This window comes from Paraburkholderia aspalathi, assembly GCF_900116445.1.
GTDB lineage: Bacteria > Pseudomonadota > Gammaproteobacteria > Burkholderiales > Burkholderiaceae > Paraburkholderia > Paraburkholderia aspalathi.
Genome location: NZ_FPBH01000066.1, coordinates 1 through 17,232, shown reverse-complemented (window position 1 = coordinate 17,232; position 17,232 = coordinate 1). Strand labels below are relative to the sequence as shown.

The 17,232-nt window shown below is 55.7% G+C and carries 14 protein-coding genes and 1 pseudogene; 7 read left to right on the top strand and 8 right to left on the bottom strand.

What is annotated here, in order from left to right:
* The coding region (locus BM438_RS46025; protein WP_208620842.1) for a hypothetical protein at positions 1 to 289 on the top strand (289 nt) is incomplete at its 5' end.
* Positions 290 to 587: 298 nt separating this feature from the next.
* On the opposite strand, the gene BM438_RS43835 is transcribed toward BM438_RS46025, so the two are convergent.
* Together BM438_RS43835 and BM438_RS45245 are read right to left on the bottom strand one after the other, a co-directional pair.
* Positions 588 to 1,019, bottom strand: coding sequence for a TetR/AcrR family transcriptional regulator (locus BM438_RS43835; RefSeq protein WP_244179613.1), 432 nt, complete (start codon positions 1,017 to 1,019; stop codon positions 588 to 590).
* Between the two features lie 355 nt (positions 1,020 to 1,374).
* Entirely contained in the window at positions 1,375 to 1,677 is a 303-nt protein-coding gene (locus tag BM438_RS45245) for a hypothetical protein (RefSeq protein WP_143131876.1), read from the bottom strand.
* A 1,144-nt stretch (positions 1,678 to 2,821) separates the two neighbouring features.
* On the opposite strand from BM438_RS45245, the gene BM438_RS43830 reads away from it, so the two are divergent.
* From BM438_RS43830 to folE, 4 genes are all read left to right on the top strand, one after another.
* On the top strand, positions 2,822 to 4,141 hold the full coding sequence (locus BM438_RS43830; RefSeq protein WP_093647718.1) for an MFS transporter: 1,320 nt from the start codon (positions 2,822 to 2,824) through the stop codon (positions 4,139 to 4,141).
* A gap of 167 nt (positions 4,142 to 4,308) precedes the next feature.
* Positions 4,309 to 5,838, top strand: coding sequence for an AMP-binding protein (locus BM438_RS43825; RefSeq protein WP_093647716.1), 1,530 nt, complete (start codon positions 4,309 to 4,311; stop codon positions 5,836 to 5,838).
* 74 nt (positions 5,839 to 5,912) lie between these two features.
* Entirely contained in the window at positions 5,913 to 6,797 is an 885-nt protein-coding gene (locus BM438_RS43820) for a haloalkane dehalogenase (protein WP_093647714.1), read from the top strand.
* Positions 6,798 to 7,739: 942 nt separating this feature from the next.
* Positions 7,740 to 8,378: a GTP cyclohydrolase I FolE gene (gene folE / locus BM438_RS43815; RefSeq protein ID WP_093647712.1), complete on the top strand. Its 639-nt coding sequence runs from the start codon at positions 7,740 to 7,742 to the stop codon at positions 8,376 to 8,378.
* 992 nt (positions 8,379 to 9,370) lie between these two features.
* Here folE and BM438_RS43805 read toward each other — a convergent pair.
* Together BM438_RS43805 and BM438_RS46835 are read right to left on the bottom strand one after the other, a co-directional pair.
* Positions 9,371 to 9,667, bottom strand: coding sequence for a hypothetical protein (locus BM438_RS43805; RefSeq protein WP_093647707.1), 297 nt, complete (start codon positions 9,665 to 9,667; stop codon positions 9,371 to 9,373).
* Positions 9,668 to 9,680: 13 nt separating this feature from the next.
* Entirely contained in the window at positions 9,681 to 11,411 is a 1,731-nt protein-coding gene (locus tag BM438_RS46835) for a methyl-accepting chemotaxis protein (RefSeq protein ID WP_093647704.1), read from the bottom strand.
* Positions 11,412 to 12,398: 987 nt separating this feature from the next.
* On the opposite strand from BM438_RS46835, the gene BM438_RS43790 reads away from it, so the two are divergent.
* Positions 12,399 to 12,713 (top strand): DUF4387 family protein, encoded by a 315-nt coding sequence (locus BM438_RS43790; protein ID WP_093647699.1) that lies wholly within the window; start codon positions 12,399 to 12,401, stop codon positions 12,711 to 12,713.
* A gap of 51 nt (positions 12,714 to 12,764) precedes the next feature.
* Here BM438_RS43790 and BM438_RS43785 read toward each other — a convergent pair whose 3' ends face one another.
* The 3 genes from BM438_RS43785 to BM438_RS43775 all read right to left on the bottom strand — a co-directional run bounded on the left by BM438_RS43785 (position 12,765) and on the right by BM438_RS43775 (position 15,357).
* Positions 12,765 to 13,409: a TetR/AcrR family transcriptional regulator gene (locus BM438_RS43785; RefSeq protein WP_341865814.1), complete on the bottom strand. Its 645-nt coding sequence runs from the start codon at positions 13,407 to 13,409 to the stop codon at positions 12,765 to 12,767.
* Between the two features lie 94 nt (positions 13,410 to 13,503).
* Positions 13,504 to 14,151, bottom strand: coding sequence for a glutathione S-transferase family protein (locus tag BM438_RS43780; protein WP_244179614.1), 648 nt, complete (start codon positions 14,149 to 14,151; stop codon positions 13,504 to 13,506).
* Positions 14,152 to 14,367: 216 nt separating this feature from the next.
* Complete coding sequence (locus tag BM438_RS43775; protein WP_093647690.1) at positions 14,368 to 15,357, bottom strand: zinc-dependent alcohol dehydrogenase family protein; 990 nt, start codon at positions 15,355 to 15,357, stop codon at positions 14,368 to 14,370.
* A gap of 968 nt (positions 15,358 to 16,325) precedes the next feature.
* Between BM438_RS43775 and BM438_RS43770 the strand changes: the two genes are divergently transcribed.
* The gene (locus BM438_RS43770) at positions 16,326 to 16,922 is read left to right on the top strand and encodes a TetR/AcrR family transcriptional regulator (protein ID WP_093647688.1); all 597 of its coding nucleotides are present in this window, start codon (positions 16,326 to 16,328) and stop codon (positions 16,920 to 16,922) included.
* An 80-nt stretch (positions 16,923 to 17,002) separates the two neighbouring features.
* Here the strand turns inward: BM438_RS43770 and BM438_RS46620 are convergent.
* Positions 17,003 to 17,232: pseudogene (locus BM438_RS46620) on the bottom strand (DDE-type integrase/transposase/recombinase); the annotation flags it as partial.

The following is a 17,232-nucleotide window of genomic DNA, read 5'->3' as shown; positions in this document are numbered from 1 at the left end:
ATCTCGGACATCGCTGCACTGCATGCCGTCGCCGACACTTCCGGACTGGTACATCAATACGCAAACGACTGATCATCATGCCGTTGAGATTTTCGATCCGGATCACTGTGGAATGATTTCCCGCTCGATGACCTCATCGCTAGTGCGGTTTGATGTGCAACGGCTGATCGCCAGAAATCTTGGCTTGGCACGGACGGTTGAGCGTGGCGGTCGCCCGTGCGCGAAACAATCAGCCGGCGCGCGGATAGCCGTCGGTCTTGAATGCCCATGTGTCTTTCCCGTCGCTTGAATCGGCCGAAACGCCCTCACACGTGATCAATGGCACCTAGTCGACCTCTCCGGTGATTTCGCGATCGGCCGTCTCGCCCGGCAAACGGTAGCGAACGTAATCGTCGTTCACTTAGTGGTCGGGGTCGTGTCAACCTGTCGTGGTCGCTATTGACCCACAGGCTCTTAAGGTAATGGACTTCCCGACACGCCCCGCAAGCAAAAGCTGATGATTGCCGATGCATGGGTCGTCACGTGCTGGCCACGGTTGGCAACGTCATTGGTCAGTGGTGCCACCAAGCCTTCAAACAGGCACCCCACTATGCAATCGGCTGAAGGCCTTGCGTCCTGGGGGGGAACTCACCTGTCGCTATTCCCTGCTCGATGATGGTCTTGAAAACCCGCGATAACGCACGGCAATACACCATTCGGGCTGCTTCGGCATCTGGCTCCACCGGCTCGGCGACCAGTGCGTAGGTAAGCCTGTGACGCCGCAGCGCTCGACGGGGAAACGTCCAGGCTGCAGCACCGAGTCGCTCGCGCGCGGTGCCATCGCGCATCGCAATCCCAGCAACAACGTCGACCTCCCGCTGCGCGGTCGTCTTCACGATCTCGACCATTAACTCAGTCTTCGATGGGAAGTAGCAATACAGCGTGTCAATCGCTATTCCTGCGGCGTCTGCGATCAACGACATCTGGCCCTCGCGAAATCCTGCGTCGGCGACGAGTCCTCGCGCCGCCTCGAGGATCAACGGGTATTTGTCTGCGCCGCGGCGGCGGGTGCGAACGCGCGGCGCGTTAGCTAGATCTTGCGTTTCAATCCACGGTCATTTTTGCATTCGCATGCGGCCGGATTTCCCGTAAAGCGACCCCTAGCCCACGCCATAAGCACCTTCCGTTTCCAATATGGCATGGCCAATCGCCCGGGTTGCAAGGCCTTACTGGCGCAGCGCCCAGTAGCTTCCTGGTACTAACACGGACGGTATCGCGCTTGACAGCCCCTCAGATATTCCATATTCCAAGGCGAATCTTAATTTCACGCAGGGCTTGATCCATGTAGGGCGAATGGTCAGTGAATAACATCAGGAGATAGAGATGGACCTCAGCTCATCTCACGCGGATCCTGCGAGCTCGTAATTCCAATCGGCGTTGAAATTGCCGGTCGTCGTCGTGTCGCTGACGGCGAAGCTGAAAGACCCGAGGGGGAGCGTCGGCCGCGACGATGCCGGCAATCTGGCCGATGCGTTTGGGCACGAGGTTCTCCGCCTTCCTGCTGACCGAGTTGACGAAATCTGAGTTCGGGTACTTCGACGCACCGATCGTGATGGTTTTCCAGAGGTGGCTGACGCCTTTGACCGAAACACCGTATCGAGAACTAGACATCGGTACGACTTGCGGGGTCCATTCCACGTCGTCGATCGTGACAGCGGCCAGCGGGCCGGTCGCAGGAGCGGCTAAGTTCTGCGTGTCGCCGTCTCCCGCAGCTGGCGCTGAGACTGGGGCCGGGGCACCAGCGCGACCGCTGTCACTGGCGCCGGCAGGCTTGGCTGCGTGAGCCGTTCTCCTTTTTCGTCAGCGTCGGCTTTCCGCCGGCACCGGCGTCGGTGCATGGCCGCACCCATCGTTTGCTGTTTTCGGTTTGACCTGCGTCGTTGTCAAAGCCGGCGACACCAGAACAAAGATTCATTTGAAGCGATGTATTCGAAATGATCCAACGCCTGGTGGTCTGCTGCGCAGAGGTCGCCTGGCGGAGCAGGCGTTTGGTATTGCAACTGGAAAGTACCGCAGCCGTACAACATCAGGCAGGCCGACGCGATTGGTAGAATGCTTCTCATGGCTTTCCCCTGTGCGCGGTAGTCATCGCAGAGTGCTTACTACATCCGAAAACCTCGATAGTCGGTGCTGAATAAATGCCGTGTACAACGGCGATGCATTGCCGATTCTCGTGGGCAAGCGGAGTCCAGCGGCGGCTTGGACTCAAGAGCGTTCGATGTGTCGGGCGAATTTCCCCGTTTTCCCTTCAGTCGCCGAGCATGATCGCGTTTCGCGCAATCACGGATCGTTGGGAAGGACACTGGTGGGTCGTCGCAGACAGTCGGGCCGATTTGAATTCTTTGGCGATAAAGTTTGACTGCAGCGAAGTTACGCTGCAACCCTTACCAAAAATAGAACACGGTGACTCGCCGATCAAGAAATAATCAGGATAGCTGAAGAAAGTATTTTCCGGGAGACAGAGGGGCGACAACCAAAAACCTTTGCCCGCTCTTTCGCGATTTGCGAATAGATGAGCTTGGTCATCGCTTTCATTCAATTCTCACCGAGGAAGTTCCAGCAAACGTAAACATACGCCAGTACCTTGACCGCACGGGAAAACCCCTGTATCGCGCCGTATCCTTTGATACAGAGTTCCGGGCGGTACTTTGTCAAACTAGGCAACAACGAGACGAATTCACGGCGACCGTCGTGCCTGCGACACGCCGCTGACTCGTTTAATTCTCACTGTGCACGTTGCGGCCCTCCCTACATCGCGGCTTTAAAGTTGAAAGGATAAGTCATGATTAAAGGCGTACCGCCCGAAGATGTCGGGCGAAACAGCATGAAAAAAGTTGCTGCCGCTAGCATGACCGGAACAGTCATAGAGTTCTATGAGTTTCTGATCTACGGAACTGCCGCAGCGTTGGTCTTCGCCAAGGTGTTCTTTCCGGAATTGGGGCAGGCTACAGGTACGGCGCTCGCGATTGCCACTCAAGGAGTAGCCTTTGTTGCTCGACCACTTGGTTCAATGATTTTTGGACATTTCGGCGACAGGTTGGGACGGAAAAAGACCTTGGTTGCGACTCTCCTTCTGATGGGATGTTCCACCGTCGCAATTGGCCTTCTCCCGACCGCCTCCTCGGTTGGAATTTGGGCGCCCATTACCCTAGTCGCTCTGAGAGTTGCTCAAGGCCTCGCAATCGGCGGAGAATGGGCTGGCGCGGCTCTCCTCGCCGCAGAGAACTCACCGCCGTCAAGCAGAGGGATGTACGCAATATTTCCGCAACTGGGTCCCTCGATTGCGTTCGCGCTTGCCAGTTCAACCTATTTGATCATTGCGCTTACGATGAGTGCAGAATCGTTCATCTCATGGGGTTGGCGAATTCCGTTCTTATTGAGCACGATACTTATCGTAATTGGCTTCGTCGTTCGAAGCTCGATCGAAGAGTCCTTGGATTTCAGACGTACTGTCGAACGAAAACAAACGCTTCGCGTTCCGATTGTCGAAGTACTTCGAAAGCAGGGAAAAGAAGCGATACTTGGTGGTTTGGCAATTTTGCCGACATTTGCGTTCTTCTATGTCGGCGCGTCAAATCTAACTTCCTACGCGACGAGAGTACTCGGCCTGAGTAAGACCACCATCCTCGCAATCGGCGTTGTTTCTGGCTGCTCATGGGCGATTACCACCGTCGTTGGGTCACTCTGGTCAGACCGTGTCGGGAGAAAGCCAGTGATCTTCTTCGGGGGAGCGGTCTCCTTTGTTGCGGCGTTACTCCTCTTTCCAATTATCAATCAAGCCACGCCATTATTCTTTCTGCTCGGGATGGTGCTATTGCTAGGTTCGATCGGGTTTGCTTATGGCCCGATGGGGGCCATGCTTCCCATGCTGTTTGTCACCAAGTATCGATATAGCGCTGCAGGATTTTCGTATAGCGTGGGTGGGGTTCTTGGCGGAGGGGTCGTGCCGCTGGTGGCACCTCAAATCGAACGGATTTATGGAAGCTACTCGATCGGATTATTGCTAGCAGCGACGGCCCTCTTGAGTTGCCTTGCCATTATCGGGCTCCAAGAGGAAAGCGAGGGAGAAAGTAGCATTCTTCTTCGCTCGGACTCGTTTTAGTTGTTGATTCAGGAGTGGTAAATCGTCGTCTCTATTCGGATAACGTAAATGGAAAGTTTCACAGATTTTCGGATTCGACTCAATTGACGCGTTCGTCTCCCAGAGTAAGTACAAATTCAAGAGATTGATCGAGTATCTCGCTGGCAAAGAATCATTTCGGACTATCTATGTATAAATCACTGACTATCAACGATTTTCTGAACCGTGCGCTCGTTGCATACCCCGATCGCATCGCGATCGTCGACGAAGAGGTTCAGCCCGCCAGGTCTTGGGGCGAGATGACTTACGCGGAACTTGGACGTAAGGCTCGTGCGCAGGCCGCAACTCTGGACGAGATGGGAGTCCCCGTAGGGGCTCGTGTTGCTATCGTTTCCCAGAATTCTGCGCGACTTATCTGTACCTTTTATGGAGTGTCAGGGTGGGGGCGGGTCCTTGTGCCGGTGAATTTCCGCCTCGCTCCTGCCGAGATCCGTCACATCATTGCTCACTCAGGCGCGGAGGTTCTTTTGCTTGACCCTGAGTTCCGGCACCTTGCGGAGCTCGTCCCATGCCAGAGAACATTTGTCCTTGGGGACGACGATGACAAGATTTGGAGCAGCGCCGCGGACCCGGTGCCATGGGTCGAAGATGAGATGGCCATCGCCGTCATCAACTACACCTCGGGAACGACAGGGCAGCCGAAAGGTGTGCAATTGTCGCACCGGCATCTGTGGTTAAACTCCACAGTGTTTGGCTGGCAGACATCCGTCTCCGATCGGGACGTTTATCTGCACGCTGTTCAAGCATTCCACGGAAGCGGGTGGGGGCACATCTATGCCGCGACTGCGATGGGGGTCAAGAACGTAGTCTTAAGGAAGATGGACGGAACGGAACTCCTCAGGCGGGTCCAGGCGCATGGCGTGACGTATCTTTGCGCCGCCCCAGCTGTGGTGAGCGCTGTCCTCGCTGGCGCAAAGACCTGGGATGGTCCGATTCCCGGGCACGGCCGCTTGCGTATCATTTGTGGGGGTGCGCCCCCACCGACCCGAACAATCCAGCGCGTGCGCGACGAACTCGGCTGGGAGTTCATACAGATGTATGGCCTGACTGAGACAGGTCCGCTCCTTACGCTGAATCGCATGCGTGCGGAGTGGGATGATCTGGATTCGTTCGAGCAAGCCCGGTTGCTTGGGCGTGCGGGCGTACCGGTTTTGGGTGTGCAACTGAGAGTGGCGGCCGACGGAGAAGTGCTTGCTCGCTCAAGTCGAATTCTCGATTCATATTGGAATGATCCTGAGGCAACTGCCAAGGCACATGACGGCGACTGGTTCCGAACGGGTGACGGTGGAGTCATTTCAGACGGTTATCTTACGATTTCTGATCGAATCAAAGATGTCATCGTTTCGGGTGGCGAGAATGTCGCGTCCGTCGAGGTCGAGAATGCGGTGGCGTCGCATCCTGCTGTGCGCGACGTCGCGGTTATCGGTATTCCGGACGAAAAATGGGGAGAACTGGTAACTGCCCTTGTTGTCCTTGAGGCTGATCAGCAAGCGACTGCCGCAGAGCTTGTTGCACATTGCCGCCTGCACTTGGCTGGCTACAAGTGCCCAAAACGCATTGAGTTTCGCGATGAACTTCCGCGGAATGCTACTGGCAAGCTACAGAAATATCTATTACGCAAACCATATTGGGAAAGTCTTTCTCGCCAAGTGAATTGAAAGACGCGGCATCAAGTCAGCAGCAAAATTGATGATCTCACCTCTCGTGCCTTTTGACGGAGCGTTATTGAATAATGGAAACAACTGTGCCACTCGTGGAGCGGAAATTCTGTGACATCGCCGGGCGCAGATTGGCGTATTTGGAAGCCGGCTCGGGTCCGCCCATCGTTCTGTTGCACGGAAATCCGACCTCAAGCTATTTGTGGCGAAATATCATTCCGCACATAGCTGGCAGCGGCAGAGTCATCGCGCCTGATCTCATAGGTCACGGTGATTCGGACAAGCTTCCGGCTTCGGAAGGGTCGGCACGGTACAGCTTCGAAGTGGCATTCTCGTATTTGAATGCGATGCTGTCGGCAATAGGTGCGGACACACAGGTGACGTTGGTACTTCACGACTGGGGCAGCGCACTAGGTTTTCACTGGGCACGCCTGCATTCAGACAGGGTGAGAGGCCTTGCGTACATGGAGAGCATTGTTGCGCCATGGGCCTCCTGGGACGATTGGCCAGAGAAGGCCCGAGGAATATTTCAGGGATTTCGTTCGCCGATTGGCGAAGATCTGATTTTGCAACGTAACCTTTTTATCGAGCGCGTCCTTCCCGGATCTGTGCTGCGCGAATTGAGTAGCGAAGAGATTTGGCATTACTACGCGCCGTTTGTAAATGAGGCCGACCGTCAAACCATGCTGAATTGGCCCCGTTTACTTCCTATCGCAGGTGAGCCCGCACACATGGTTGCAGTTGTTCAGTTGTACGCCGATTGGCTGCGGCAATCCGACGTACCGAAGCTATTCATCAACGCAGAGCCAGGTTCAATTCTTGTGGGAGCTCAACGCGAGTTTTGTCGCAGTTGGCCCAATCAGACCGAGGTCACTGTTAAGGGACTGCACTTCATCCAGGAAGATTCTCCCGATGAAATTGGCGATGCCATAGCCGAATGGATTTCGGCTCTGGAATAGGGGCTTAGTCGGCAGTATGGTAAAGGGACTGTCGTTGCTTCGGCCTCGGAGCGGTGCCGGCGCAACCGATTATCCCGCGGCGGAATTGTTGTGCGACTTCGACCAGCAAATACGGTCATCGAGAAGTGCGCAACACCGGAGATAGAAGGAAGCAAGCGGCGGCAAGATTCGGGGGGATTAGCGTCGGGCGCGACGACGCTTGGGTGTCGCTGGCGTAACGTTCGGTAGATGCTGTCGTCTTTATCTAAGCATCTTAGGGCCAACCGTTTCATCGGCGGCTGGAGCGCGAAGCTCAACGGCAAGATAGACTGAACGGCACCGACGCCCCGTGTGCTCATGGGCATCCAGCCCAAACCGCTGCAAGTGCGTTACGCTCACGTCGCACAATGAGGTCGGAAGACTTTGGCGTCACGACGTGGCGTCGATGTCGTTACCTCGATGCCAGTCGAGTTGTCCGGCGAGTGCAAATGCCGCGGAGGCGAATCCCCTTGATCCGAAACACGTCGTATTGATGCTTCCGGTTCAGCCGCGGCTGACCGATATGCCGAAGCACTGACGACACTCGGGCGAGCGCGTCTCGACGACGATCTGTAGGGCGATTTTCGGATCGGAATTTGTTTCCAACATCTGCGTTGGTGCAAGCCCTTGCGTCGGCGGTTACATGGGTACGTCGTTGAGCTGTGTATAGAAAGTGTTAGCGTTGACCAGTTCAGACAAGCGATCGGGGCGGTAGGTTGCCTGCATCTCCGTGATGCCGGTCACACCGGTTCGTAGTAGACTCGATCCCGTTCATCTTGATTTGATTTTCTATCTGGCGCCTTCCGATAGTTCCGCCTTCGCGTCCCACGCGCGGATGGACTGTTACTGGATCAATCGAGCAAAAAGGCCGGCTGCACTGTGTATGGGCTTCATACTCAGGAACACCTATACCGAGGGCGATTTATGGACGTGCATTCCGTGAATGATAGTGACGACTTCCCGGGACACCACCTGCCCGCAATTGGCATTCAACGCGTTCGCGCGTTCGACGCGACTGCGTTTGAAAAATCGGTTAGAGACATGCTTGAGGCGAGTGGCCTCGATATCGGTGCCACTCACATCAGCCGGACCGCTCAGCGCGTGCGGGAATTGTGGCAGAAGCGATTGCTGGATGGGTACGATATTAATCCAGCCGAGGCGCTCGGCTCCGGATTCGCCGACGTTCGGAGCGACATGGTGATTATTCGCGGCATCGCCGTGCATGGCGTGTGTCCACATCACCTGTTGCCATTTCGAGGAGTGGCGCATGTCGCGTATCTACCTGGCGGAAGCCTGCATGGCTTCGGCCGAATCGCTCGTATGATCGATGCGATAAGTCATCGCTACACCTATCAAGAATGGATAACAAGCGAGATCGCGAACACGCTGATCATTCATGGGCACGCACTCGGAGCAGCGTGCCTGATAAAGGCCGAACATCTGTGCCTGTTGCTGGGCGAAGACCGACGTGGCGACGAACGCGTTATCACGCAATGTTACGCGGGCGAATTCGAACAAAATATTCAGGCACGTACAGAATTCCTGCGCGCCATTGAACATTAACGGACAATCGACTTCTCATGTTTTTCTCCCTACAAAAGTTCCGCTATCCTGGAACGACGCGATAACTACCTCTAATCGTTTTCCAGCCGTCGAGACCGTAGCGGGCTCACGAATGGCCAGTTTGAGCGTTCGGTGATTTAGAGCGTATCTGGTTTTCAACCGATTGTTGTCGGCGAGCACGCGATAGTCAATGTGACTGCGCGTGAAGGTCCTCCGAGCGTTCGAGTCTATAGTTGAGACGTCCTCGCGATGACGCAACACGCATCTTAGAATTACTTCCATTTTTGTCGTTCTCGGTTGCCTTGTGATGTCGTCAGCGGGAGCTATGGCCGTAAAGCCGCATGCTGACTCTAGGTAAGGCGACTGTTTTCACGGCCGTCGCGCATGCCCTCTCAGTCATACTGATTGACGGATGCCCGCGAATCAAAAACAACGGTCGTCGTCCTGCTTTCGGGACGGACCCGGTTGCGGCTCGAATCTGCCCGCCGAGCAAGTCGTCCCGGGTGGATCGACTAATGCAACTGGAGGCAAAGTTGACCACCGTGCTGTGGGTGGGGGCATTAGAGATGGTGGAAAGCACCGTTTTCCCGAATCTTTCCGACTAAACGTGTTATGCGAAGTATGTTCGATAGGCGAAACGAAGTGTCGCAGACCATCCCGTCACAGAGATGAGATTTGAGACAGAAGCTGCTAAAAATGTAATGTTCGACGGACGCAGCGATGCAGCCGCGACGCCAATACGGTCAACCGGTGGCGGGACGTGGTGTGCTCATGCGGTATGATCGATTAAAAACGGCCGACTGGTTTAGGGTCGGCAAAAAGTTCTGGGGTTAGGAGAGGCGCTGCGCGTCAGAACCTGAAAAATGAGGTCAAGTCTCCGATAGTTAGCTTCAGATCCAGTCACCCTGACACATCCGATCGAGCGTCAGTTCTGGCATCAATTGACGACCGCCCTGACGCGCACTATGTTCTGCAAAGGTTGAGCTTGTTAGTTATCGACACGCGGCCGATTTTTGATCCAGTGCGGCGAGGATCGAATTCGTGAGTTGAAGAAGTGCAGAGTGATATTCAGCGGGCAAAGGAACATCGTCCATGCGTGACATGGTATCTTCAATGCCTTCCCGAAATGACCTGGCAATGTCTTCATGCTGTGAATTTTTGAGCTGTGGCAGGACCGCATCAAAAAACTTACCCAGCACCATCGCCCGTGCGCCAAGGATGCTAATGGTCTTCGTGTTGGCTGTCACGAGCCTGCGCATGTGGTTCAGCGGTTCATTGATTTCGTTCATTTCCCAAGCCTTTTCAGAATGTCTGCCAATCCGCGTTGCCTACTTCGGTCGCGAGTGCAGTGGCCCTATCTGCGATCGGAGCTGGGGACGTCTTTGTCGACGTTGTGCGAGAGGATGCGCGAACTATAGGTGTTGACTGACGTCGTTCGTTCTGCGGGGCGAATGCTCGAGATGCTAACGGTTCCGTATTGGTGATTTTGAAGACGGCGACCGCGGCACGCAATCCCTGGACTTGCTGAGCCATTGACTGAGCAGCTGCCGATGCTTCTTCAACCAGCGCGGCGTTGCGCTGGGTTACGTGGTCCATTTGGCTGACCGCCTGGCTAACCTGCCCAATGCCGGTGCCCTGTTCTTCCGACGCCGACGAGATTTCACTCACGATGCCGGTCACGCGGTTTACCGACTGGACAATCTCGTTAATCGTGCTGCCTGCTTCTTCGACGAGCCGGGAGCCGGCGTTCACCCGGTTCACCGACTCGTCGATTAGATCCTTGATTTCCTTGGCCGCGCTCGCGCTACGCTGGGCGAGCGTGCGTACCTCTCCGGCCACGACGGCAAATCCTCGACCCTGTTCGCCCGCGCGAGCGGCTTCTACCGCTGCGTTCAGGGCGAGGATGTTGGTCTGAAAGGCAATACCTTCGATCACGCTAATAATTTCGGACATTTTGGCCGAACTTGTGGAGATTCCATGCATCGTCTGGACAACGCGGCCGACCTCTTCACCGCCGCGCTGCGCGATTCCGGACGCTGTATTGGCCAGAATGTTCGCCTGCTTTGCGTTGTCGGAATTCTGATGGACCGCGCTGGTCAGCTCTTCCATGCTGGAGGCAGTCTCTTCCAATGACGCCGCCTGCTCTACTGTGCGCTGTGACAAATCGCTGTTGCCTTGCGCAATTTGGTCGGCAGCGGTCGAGATGGACTCGGCGGAAGTCTGGATGTCCCGCACGATAGTGGTCAACTGATCTTTCATGACGCTTAGTGAAAACATCAGGCTGCTACGGTCGCCTGATCTTAGTCGAACTTCCGCGCGGAGATTGCCGGCTGCGATTTCGCCTGCCAGTGTTGCGGCATCGCGGGGTTCGCCACCGAGTTGTTTTGCTACACCGCTTGCAATGATCCATGCCAGTATCAGCGCGACTATCGTCGCGACGGCAACCAGTCCGATCACGAGCGCAACAGCATTCGAATAGGCCTGGTCCGCGGCTGCCCCTTCGCGATCCGCTTTTGCACCGTCGAAGTCAACGATGGTGTTGATATCTTTATCTATTCCATTTCGAAGAGCGAGTGCGGGACCTCGCGTGAGTTCGATTGCCTCCGTCTGTTTGCCCTGTCCGACGAGCGCGCGAACCTGCTGGTCAATCTGGAGGTATTGCGGCATCAGTGTTTGAACGTGAGAGAACGCGGCCTGTTCCTCTGGAGTAGTGATGCGCTTCTGATATTCGGCGGCAATTTGGTCGTAGTGGCGGATACTCTCTTCGATCCGGGCGTCGGCGGCCTGAATCACTGTGGGGCTTGTCGCAGTTTCAATGGCATATTCGGCAGCGCGGATGTTCAGAAGTGTAGTCTGCAGCCGCATGCTGCTGCGTATGGACGGCAACCAGTTGTTATGCAGTTGCACAACATGATTGTTTTGCGCGTTCATTTCGAACAGACTGAATGCGCCCAAGCCGATCAATAAGACGACTACGGTGAAGAAACCCACGATCAGTTGAGTCAACACCCTAAAATTTTTCAGGAATTGCACGAAAGGTCGCTCCTTATTTTGTTGGAGGCAAAACGCACGCGTCGTACTTATCACTTCGATGCGGTGCTCTTGCTGAAATACACGGAGTACACTTCTACTATGAAGGCGAGTTCGTGCGCGAGCAATGAATTCAAGCCGACAAACATACAACGGCACTTAGTGCCTTTGACTTTATTGTTAAATTTGCAAAATATTTTTTCCATGAACTCGGGCGAAGCCGCCCGCTGCGGAAGACGTCGAGGGGGGGCGCTGGATATTGTGCGATTGCTGTTCGGCAGCGGCACGACTCACGTCCGACAACATGATGGACGCGCTGAATGAAGATTCGTCCGACGTCTTTCCGCTTTGCGACTATTATCGCCACACCCCGCAAATGCCGGCTTCGCACGCGTTGTACGAAAACGTAGATCATTTGAATCTGAGGGAGCCCTGGGGGACGCTGTTCATCCGAAACTGGAATCACGAATTCATTTCCGATCGTGCGGTGTCGTTATTTGATTCACATTTCAAGCGGATGTCTGGGTACACGATCACGACAGAAGGGGGCATCGCGGCTGATCGACCGTAGTTCCCGACGCAACCCAAGAGAGATACGTCATGAGGAGGTTTGACTGGCGGCTCGCGCGATTCGACGATAACGTCGGGAACGATTGGTGGCACGACGTACGAGATCGTCACATGGGTGTACGGCTGAGAACACGTGACGAGCGAGCTCGAACCGGAGCCGGCCGCCGGCGGCAGGAAATCATGATTTCTCGGGCAATACCAATGAATCGCAGGACCTGTCGTATATCATCGCCTGCACTGCTTCGCGTCCGACCACGCACAGTCCGACCCCGAAGCTGGATGGCCTCATTTTTGACGAGAGCTGGCGGTACTCGTCGAACGAAACCCATCGCTATACGATGGACGAGTTCCATCTGAATCAAGTACTGGTGCCGGGTTGACTGACCAGTTTGTTTAACACTGAACCTGAGGAATTTGATCATGGTCAAGACCATCGGCGATCTCGCAGTGCTCGTGCGTTCGAAAGATGTTACTCCGCTCTGGTGGACGTTTGAGATTATGTTCGACGACGTAGAGGTGTATGAGCGAGTCCGAGACAGTCACGTTATCAACCGGGAGGACGTGGCTCACAAGTTCGACCAAGACCCGAAGAAGGTCATCGTGGTGAATTACGATGCGGCGTTGGCTGTCAAGGTTAGCTTTCCGCGATCGCAAATGTTCGAATCGAAACTCGACAACGATGTCTATGGCAGCCAGCAGTACGCACCACTACTGGATCTGCAGGTTCCCGACTAATCCTCGGCTATGCCCGACTCAGATGTACTGTTCGGAGAGTTGGAAAGTGTTCTAAACGAGCGCCCGCATCGCAATGCCCACAACGCTACGCAACTGTTGTTCATCGACGCTAGTCTTGCCTAGCACGTGTAGCCCTTGGACCACGCACAACAGGAACGTGCCAACGGCCATTTCGTCGAGATGTGCTTCGAGCTCTCCAGTTTCTTTGCCTCGAACCACCGCGGCAGTCAGATGCGTCGCCATCTGCTGGAGCGTCGCCTCGATGCGTGGCCGCATGACATCGTCGGCGGGAAGTAGTTCGAGCGCTGCGTTGGAGATGAAGCAGCCGTGCCGCTCGGTCGGTAGTGTCGCGACATGAGTGTATGGGAGCAAGGCTTGATGAAGCCCTTCGCGGGGGGAGAGCTCCGAGTTGAGCTGTTCGTTAAGTCGCGTGACGGCGTCTTTCGCATAGCTGTCAAAGGCAGCGACAAAAAGCCCGTGCTTGTCACCGAACGCGCTATAGAGACTCCCGCGAAGAAGGCCGGTAGCGTCACATAACGTCTCTATCGATGTGGCGTGATAGCCTTGTTTCCAGAATACTTGGGCAGCGCAAGCTGCCATCTCATCAATGTCAAACTCGCGGGGTCGCCCGCGTGTTCGCGAGGGGCCGAATGTGGCATCTGGAACGGAGCCCCGCTTCATGCGATTGCGTGGCAAGACAAACTCCTAGGTTCAGTAGTGAAGCGCGATGCCGCCTAACCTGACTGGTTTCGGCGGCGTCCCGGACGCCAATTGGCATCGGTTCAACTCCTTATGCGACAGCACTCGACCTTGCTGCTACCTCGTCATACCATCGTTGTAGCCCGGTGTGACCGGCGGGAATGGGCATCTTTAACGCGTTGGTGGCGAAGTCAACCGTCACCAGCGTTGTGATGTCCGCGGCTGAGAATTCATCGCCGGCGACGAATCGGACCGCGCCGAGTCGATCGTTGAAGTCAGCAAAGAAGTTGTCCACACGTTGTTTGCTTCGCTCGACCAGCTCGGGAATCTGGTCATACGCATGCGGACCGGACAGGGCGCGCCCTTTCAATCCGGCGGCCGCATTGCGCACGCCTTCCATGACTGGCGCGAAACCGTCCAGTTCGGCCCGGCGCTCCCACATCGTGACGAGTGCCTTCGACTTTGCTGTGGTACCGAGCAATGGCGTCTGCGGATATGCTTCCTCCAGATAACGCCAGATCCCGGGCACTTCCGCAACAGTGGATCCGTCTGCGAGGACCAGAGCAGGCACCTGGCTGCGCGGATTGATGGCGCGGTAGCTATCGGAAAACTGCTCCTTGGCGCCCAGGTCGACCGGCCGTACCTGGATGTCAATCCCTTTCTCTGCAATGAAAATGCGTACACGGCGCGCGTTCGGGGAACCTTTCGATTCGTACAGTACGGGTGCAGCAGTTGTCACTTTGAATCCTCCTTCGATGATTTGACTGGATGCAGGAACCTGATCCAGCAAAGTAGCTCGTGGACGCATGCAAAAAGCGTGTGACGACGCGAAGTTCGATCCGGCACTCCGCCGCCAACGCGGTCCCGAAACTCACACATTGATCGCGCGTCGTTGGCAGGTGCGGCCGCAGAGCGCCTGTGCATTCCGTCGCGTCGCCAGTAGATGCCCGGTCGTCTAGGTCGTCACAACGATCTTGCCGAACTGGCTGTTGCCTTCGAGATAGCGATGTGCCTCGACCATCTCGTCAAACTTGAAGGTCCGGTCAACGACAGGCTTGAGCGCACCGCTCTCGAGTCCCTTGAGGATGTATTCAACAGCTGCTTTCCGGCTTACCTCACTGGCGCCGATGGAAGAGAGGCTGTAGACCTTGATGGTGGGCAACTTGCGTAGCAACTGCAGGATCGGTATCGGGGTTTCACCCTCGTCAAGCAGGCCATACAGGTAGACGATGCCCCGATGAGCCAGTGTCGCAATCAGCTTGGGGAAGTTTGGGCCGCCGACCGGATCGAAGATCACACGTGCACCGTTCCCGTCGGTGATCCGCATCACTTCCTGCAGCAGGTCATCCTCGTCCGTGACAATGACATGTGCCGCCCCGGCTTCGAGCAGACGATCCCGTTTGGCCGCCGTACGCGTCAATGCGATGGGCGTCGCTCCGGCATAGTTTGCGAGTTGAATGGCAGCCAGCCCAACACTGCTGGAAGCGGCAGGAATGATGACGAAATCGCCCCTGGTCAACTGGGCATCCGCGATCAGCGCACCGTAGGCCGTCATGAACATCATCCAGGTCGAGGCGGCTTCGGCGAACGAGAGTGACGGCGGATGCTTCACAACGACGTAATCCGGCATGAGCACAACTTCGCCGTAGGCAGAGTACCTGTTCATTGAAAACGTCGGGATCGTGCTGACCGTGTCGCCCACCGAGAGTCCCGTGACGTCTTCGCCCACTGCGTCAACAATGCCGGAGACTTCATAGCCGAGTCCCGCAGGAAACTTGACGGGTTCGATGTACGCGTCATTGCGCCACATTACCTCTGCCCGGTTCAGGCCGATTGCCTTGACCTTGATGCGCACCTCATGGGCGGCCGGAGCAGCTACCTGTTCCTCAACGAATTCGAGAACTTCGGGGCCGCCGGCCTTTGAAAACTTGATGCTACGTGACACTACTACCTCCTGGATGGACTGTGAGACACGGACCATTTGGTTTCCGATCTCATGGGAACATGCTGTAGCGCCGTTTTGATCGATCAAACAGAACCCTGCCGCTGCCAGAACATCTGGATGACTCGCTGCCAGCAGCGGGGTCGGGAGTCGGAAAACCGCCCGAAGCTGTCATTAGCCTCTACAGGCCGAGCGGGTGCTGGCGTGCCGTTTACGCTCGTGGCCGAGTCGGCGAGGAGGATGGGGGTACCATTGTTCAGCGGAGGTAACACCTTTCGCATCGTGAACAGCGCACCCATCGCGATTGCATTGAACAGCTTTATCGAAGCGCTCCTCGGTAATGCCAGATGCAAACTCGCCGAAGCCAGCCGTGAGCGATGACATAGTCGCCTTCTGCGACGATCAGCCCGTGCTTACATCTCTGAATGTTGGGAAGGCTACGAATAAATCTCTAGAGGTAACCCCTGCCCGTTGCGATATGTTCAGCTTGGCTAAACGTAATTATCCGACTAGAAGCCAACTGCCGCGCCGTAGTCCCGCTTGTTGACGAAGGTGCAGAACGCCTTGGAAATAAGGGCTTTGTTTTGTTCGGATGCGGGTTTTACCATGAATTCTCCCTTTGTAAAAACTTGAGGCAATGTGTCGCTTGGGTGCGGTGATGCCGTACCAAACCTTGGGACCCGATGCCTACGTGGAAAAGCGGGTGCTCTAGATCTAGTGTCCACATAGTTGCCATCCGCTATGTGACGGATCCCGCGATCGCCAAGCCCGTAAGATTGCGCGAGAATACTCATGGATCGCCTTTGTGGATCGGCAGGCTGAAGGTTGAAGTTCCCTAAGCTGAAGACGATTTTACAATGGTAGTCGCAATCGACGTAACAATCATGAAGGTGCCGCCCGTCAATGTCAATGGCATGCAACATCGTTTTGTGGGAAAATCACAAGTAACATGCAGGCGAGGAGAGCAATTCATGGGTGTGTCAAGACAGCAGGCCGTTAAAAATCGGCAGTCGATTATTTCTGCTGCGGAAAAGCTTTTTCGCGAGCGCGGCGTGGACGCGGTGGGTCTGACGGAGCTTACTAAGGCCGCAGGTTTCACTCAGGGCGGCTTCTACAATCACTTTAAGTCGAAGGATGCACTGGTGGTAGCCGTGATCGACAAAGCCATGGAGGAGGGGGCAAGTAGACTAGTCGAAGCCATCGAACAGTCCAAAGCGATGGGGGCGGACCCCATCACGCGTCAGATCAATTGGTATCTTTCCCCCGATCATCGGGGCAACATCGATTCCGGCTGTCCGGTGTCGAGCTTCTCCGGCGACGTTCGGCGACTGAATGCGGAGGCACGCAAGTCCTACGCCGAAGGGGTTGCGACAAATCTTGAATGCCTCACCAACTTGCTTCACGGCGCAAACAAAAGAGAGCGCAGAAGGAAGGCCATTTCTGTCTTAGGTCAGTTGGTTGGGACTTTGATGCTGTCGCGCGCACTGGTCGACGCTGATCCGGATTTGGCGGACGAAGTATTAAAAGACGGTCGTCGACAGTTGTTGCTCGATTTGGCCGAAGATTGAATCTCGTCCGGAAACGAGCATGTGATTCTGTTGGCTGTGGTGAAAATTGCGGGCGCGAGCGCAGAACGGCGTATTTGCCATTGCATCATCGTGTCCGCGGGCAGAGACTGGTCCGCCTTCATTTCGCATACCGCGCGGTGAGACGCAGCGTAACCGTCCAGCGTGACGGTCTTTGGAACGAGCCCTGACTCCTGATCGATTTCGCAAAGAAAGCCTTGGCCTCGGCGACATCGCGCCTGACGCTGAGCCGGAAATCGACCGTCTTTCCTGCGCGGTCACAACTGCACCGTAAACATAGACCCATTCGCCA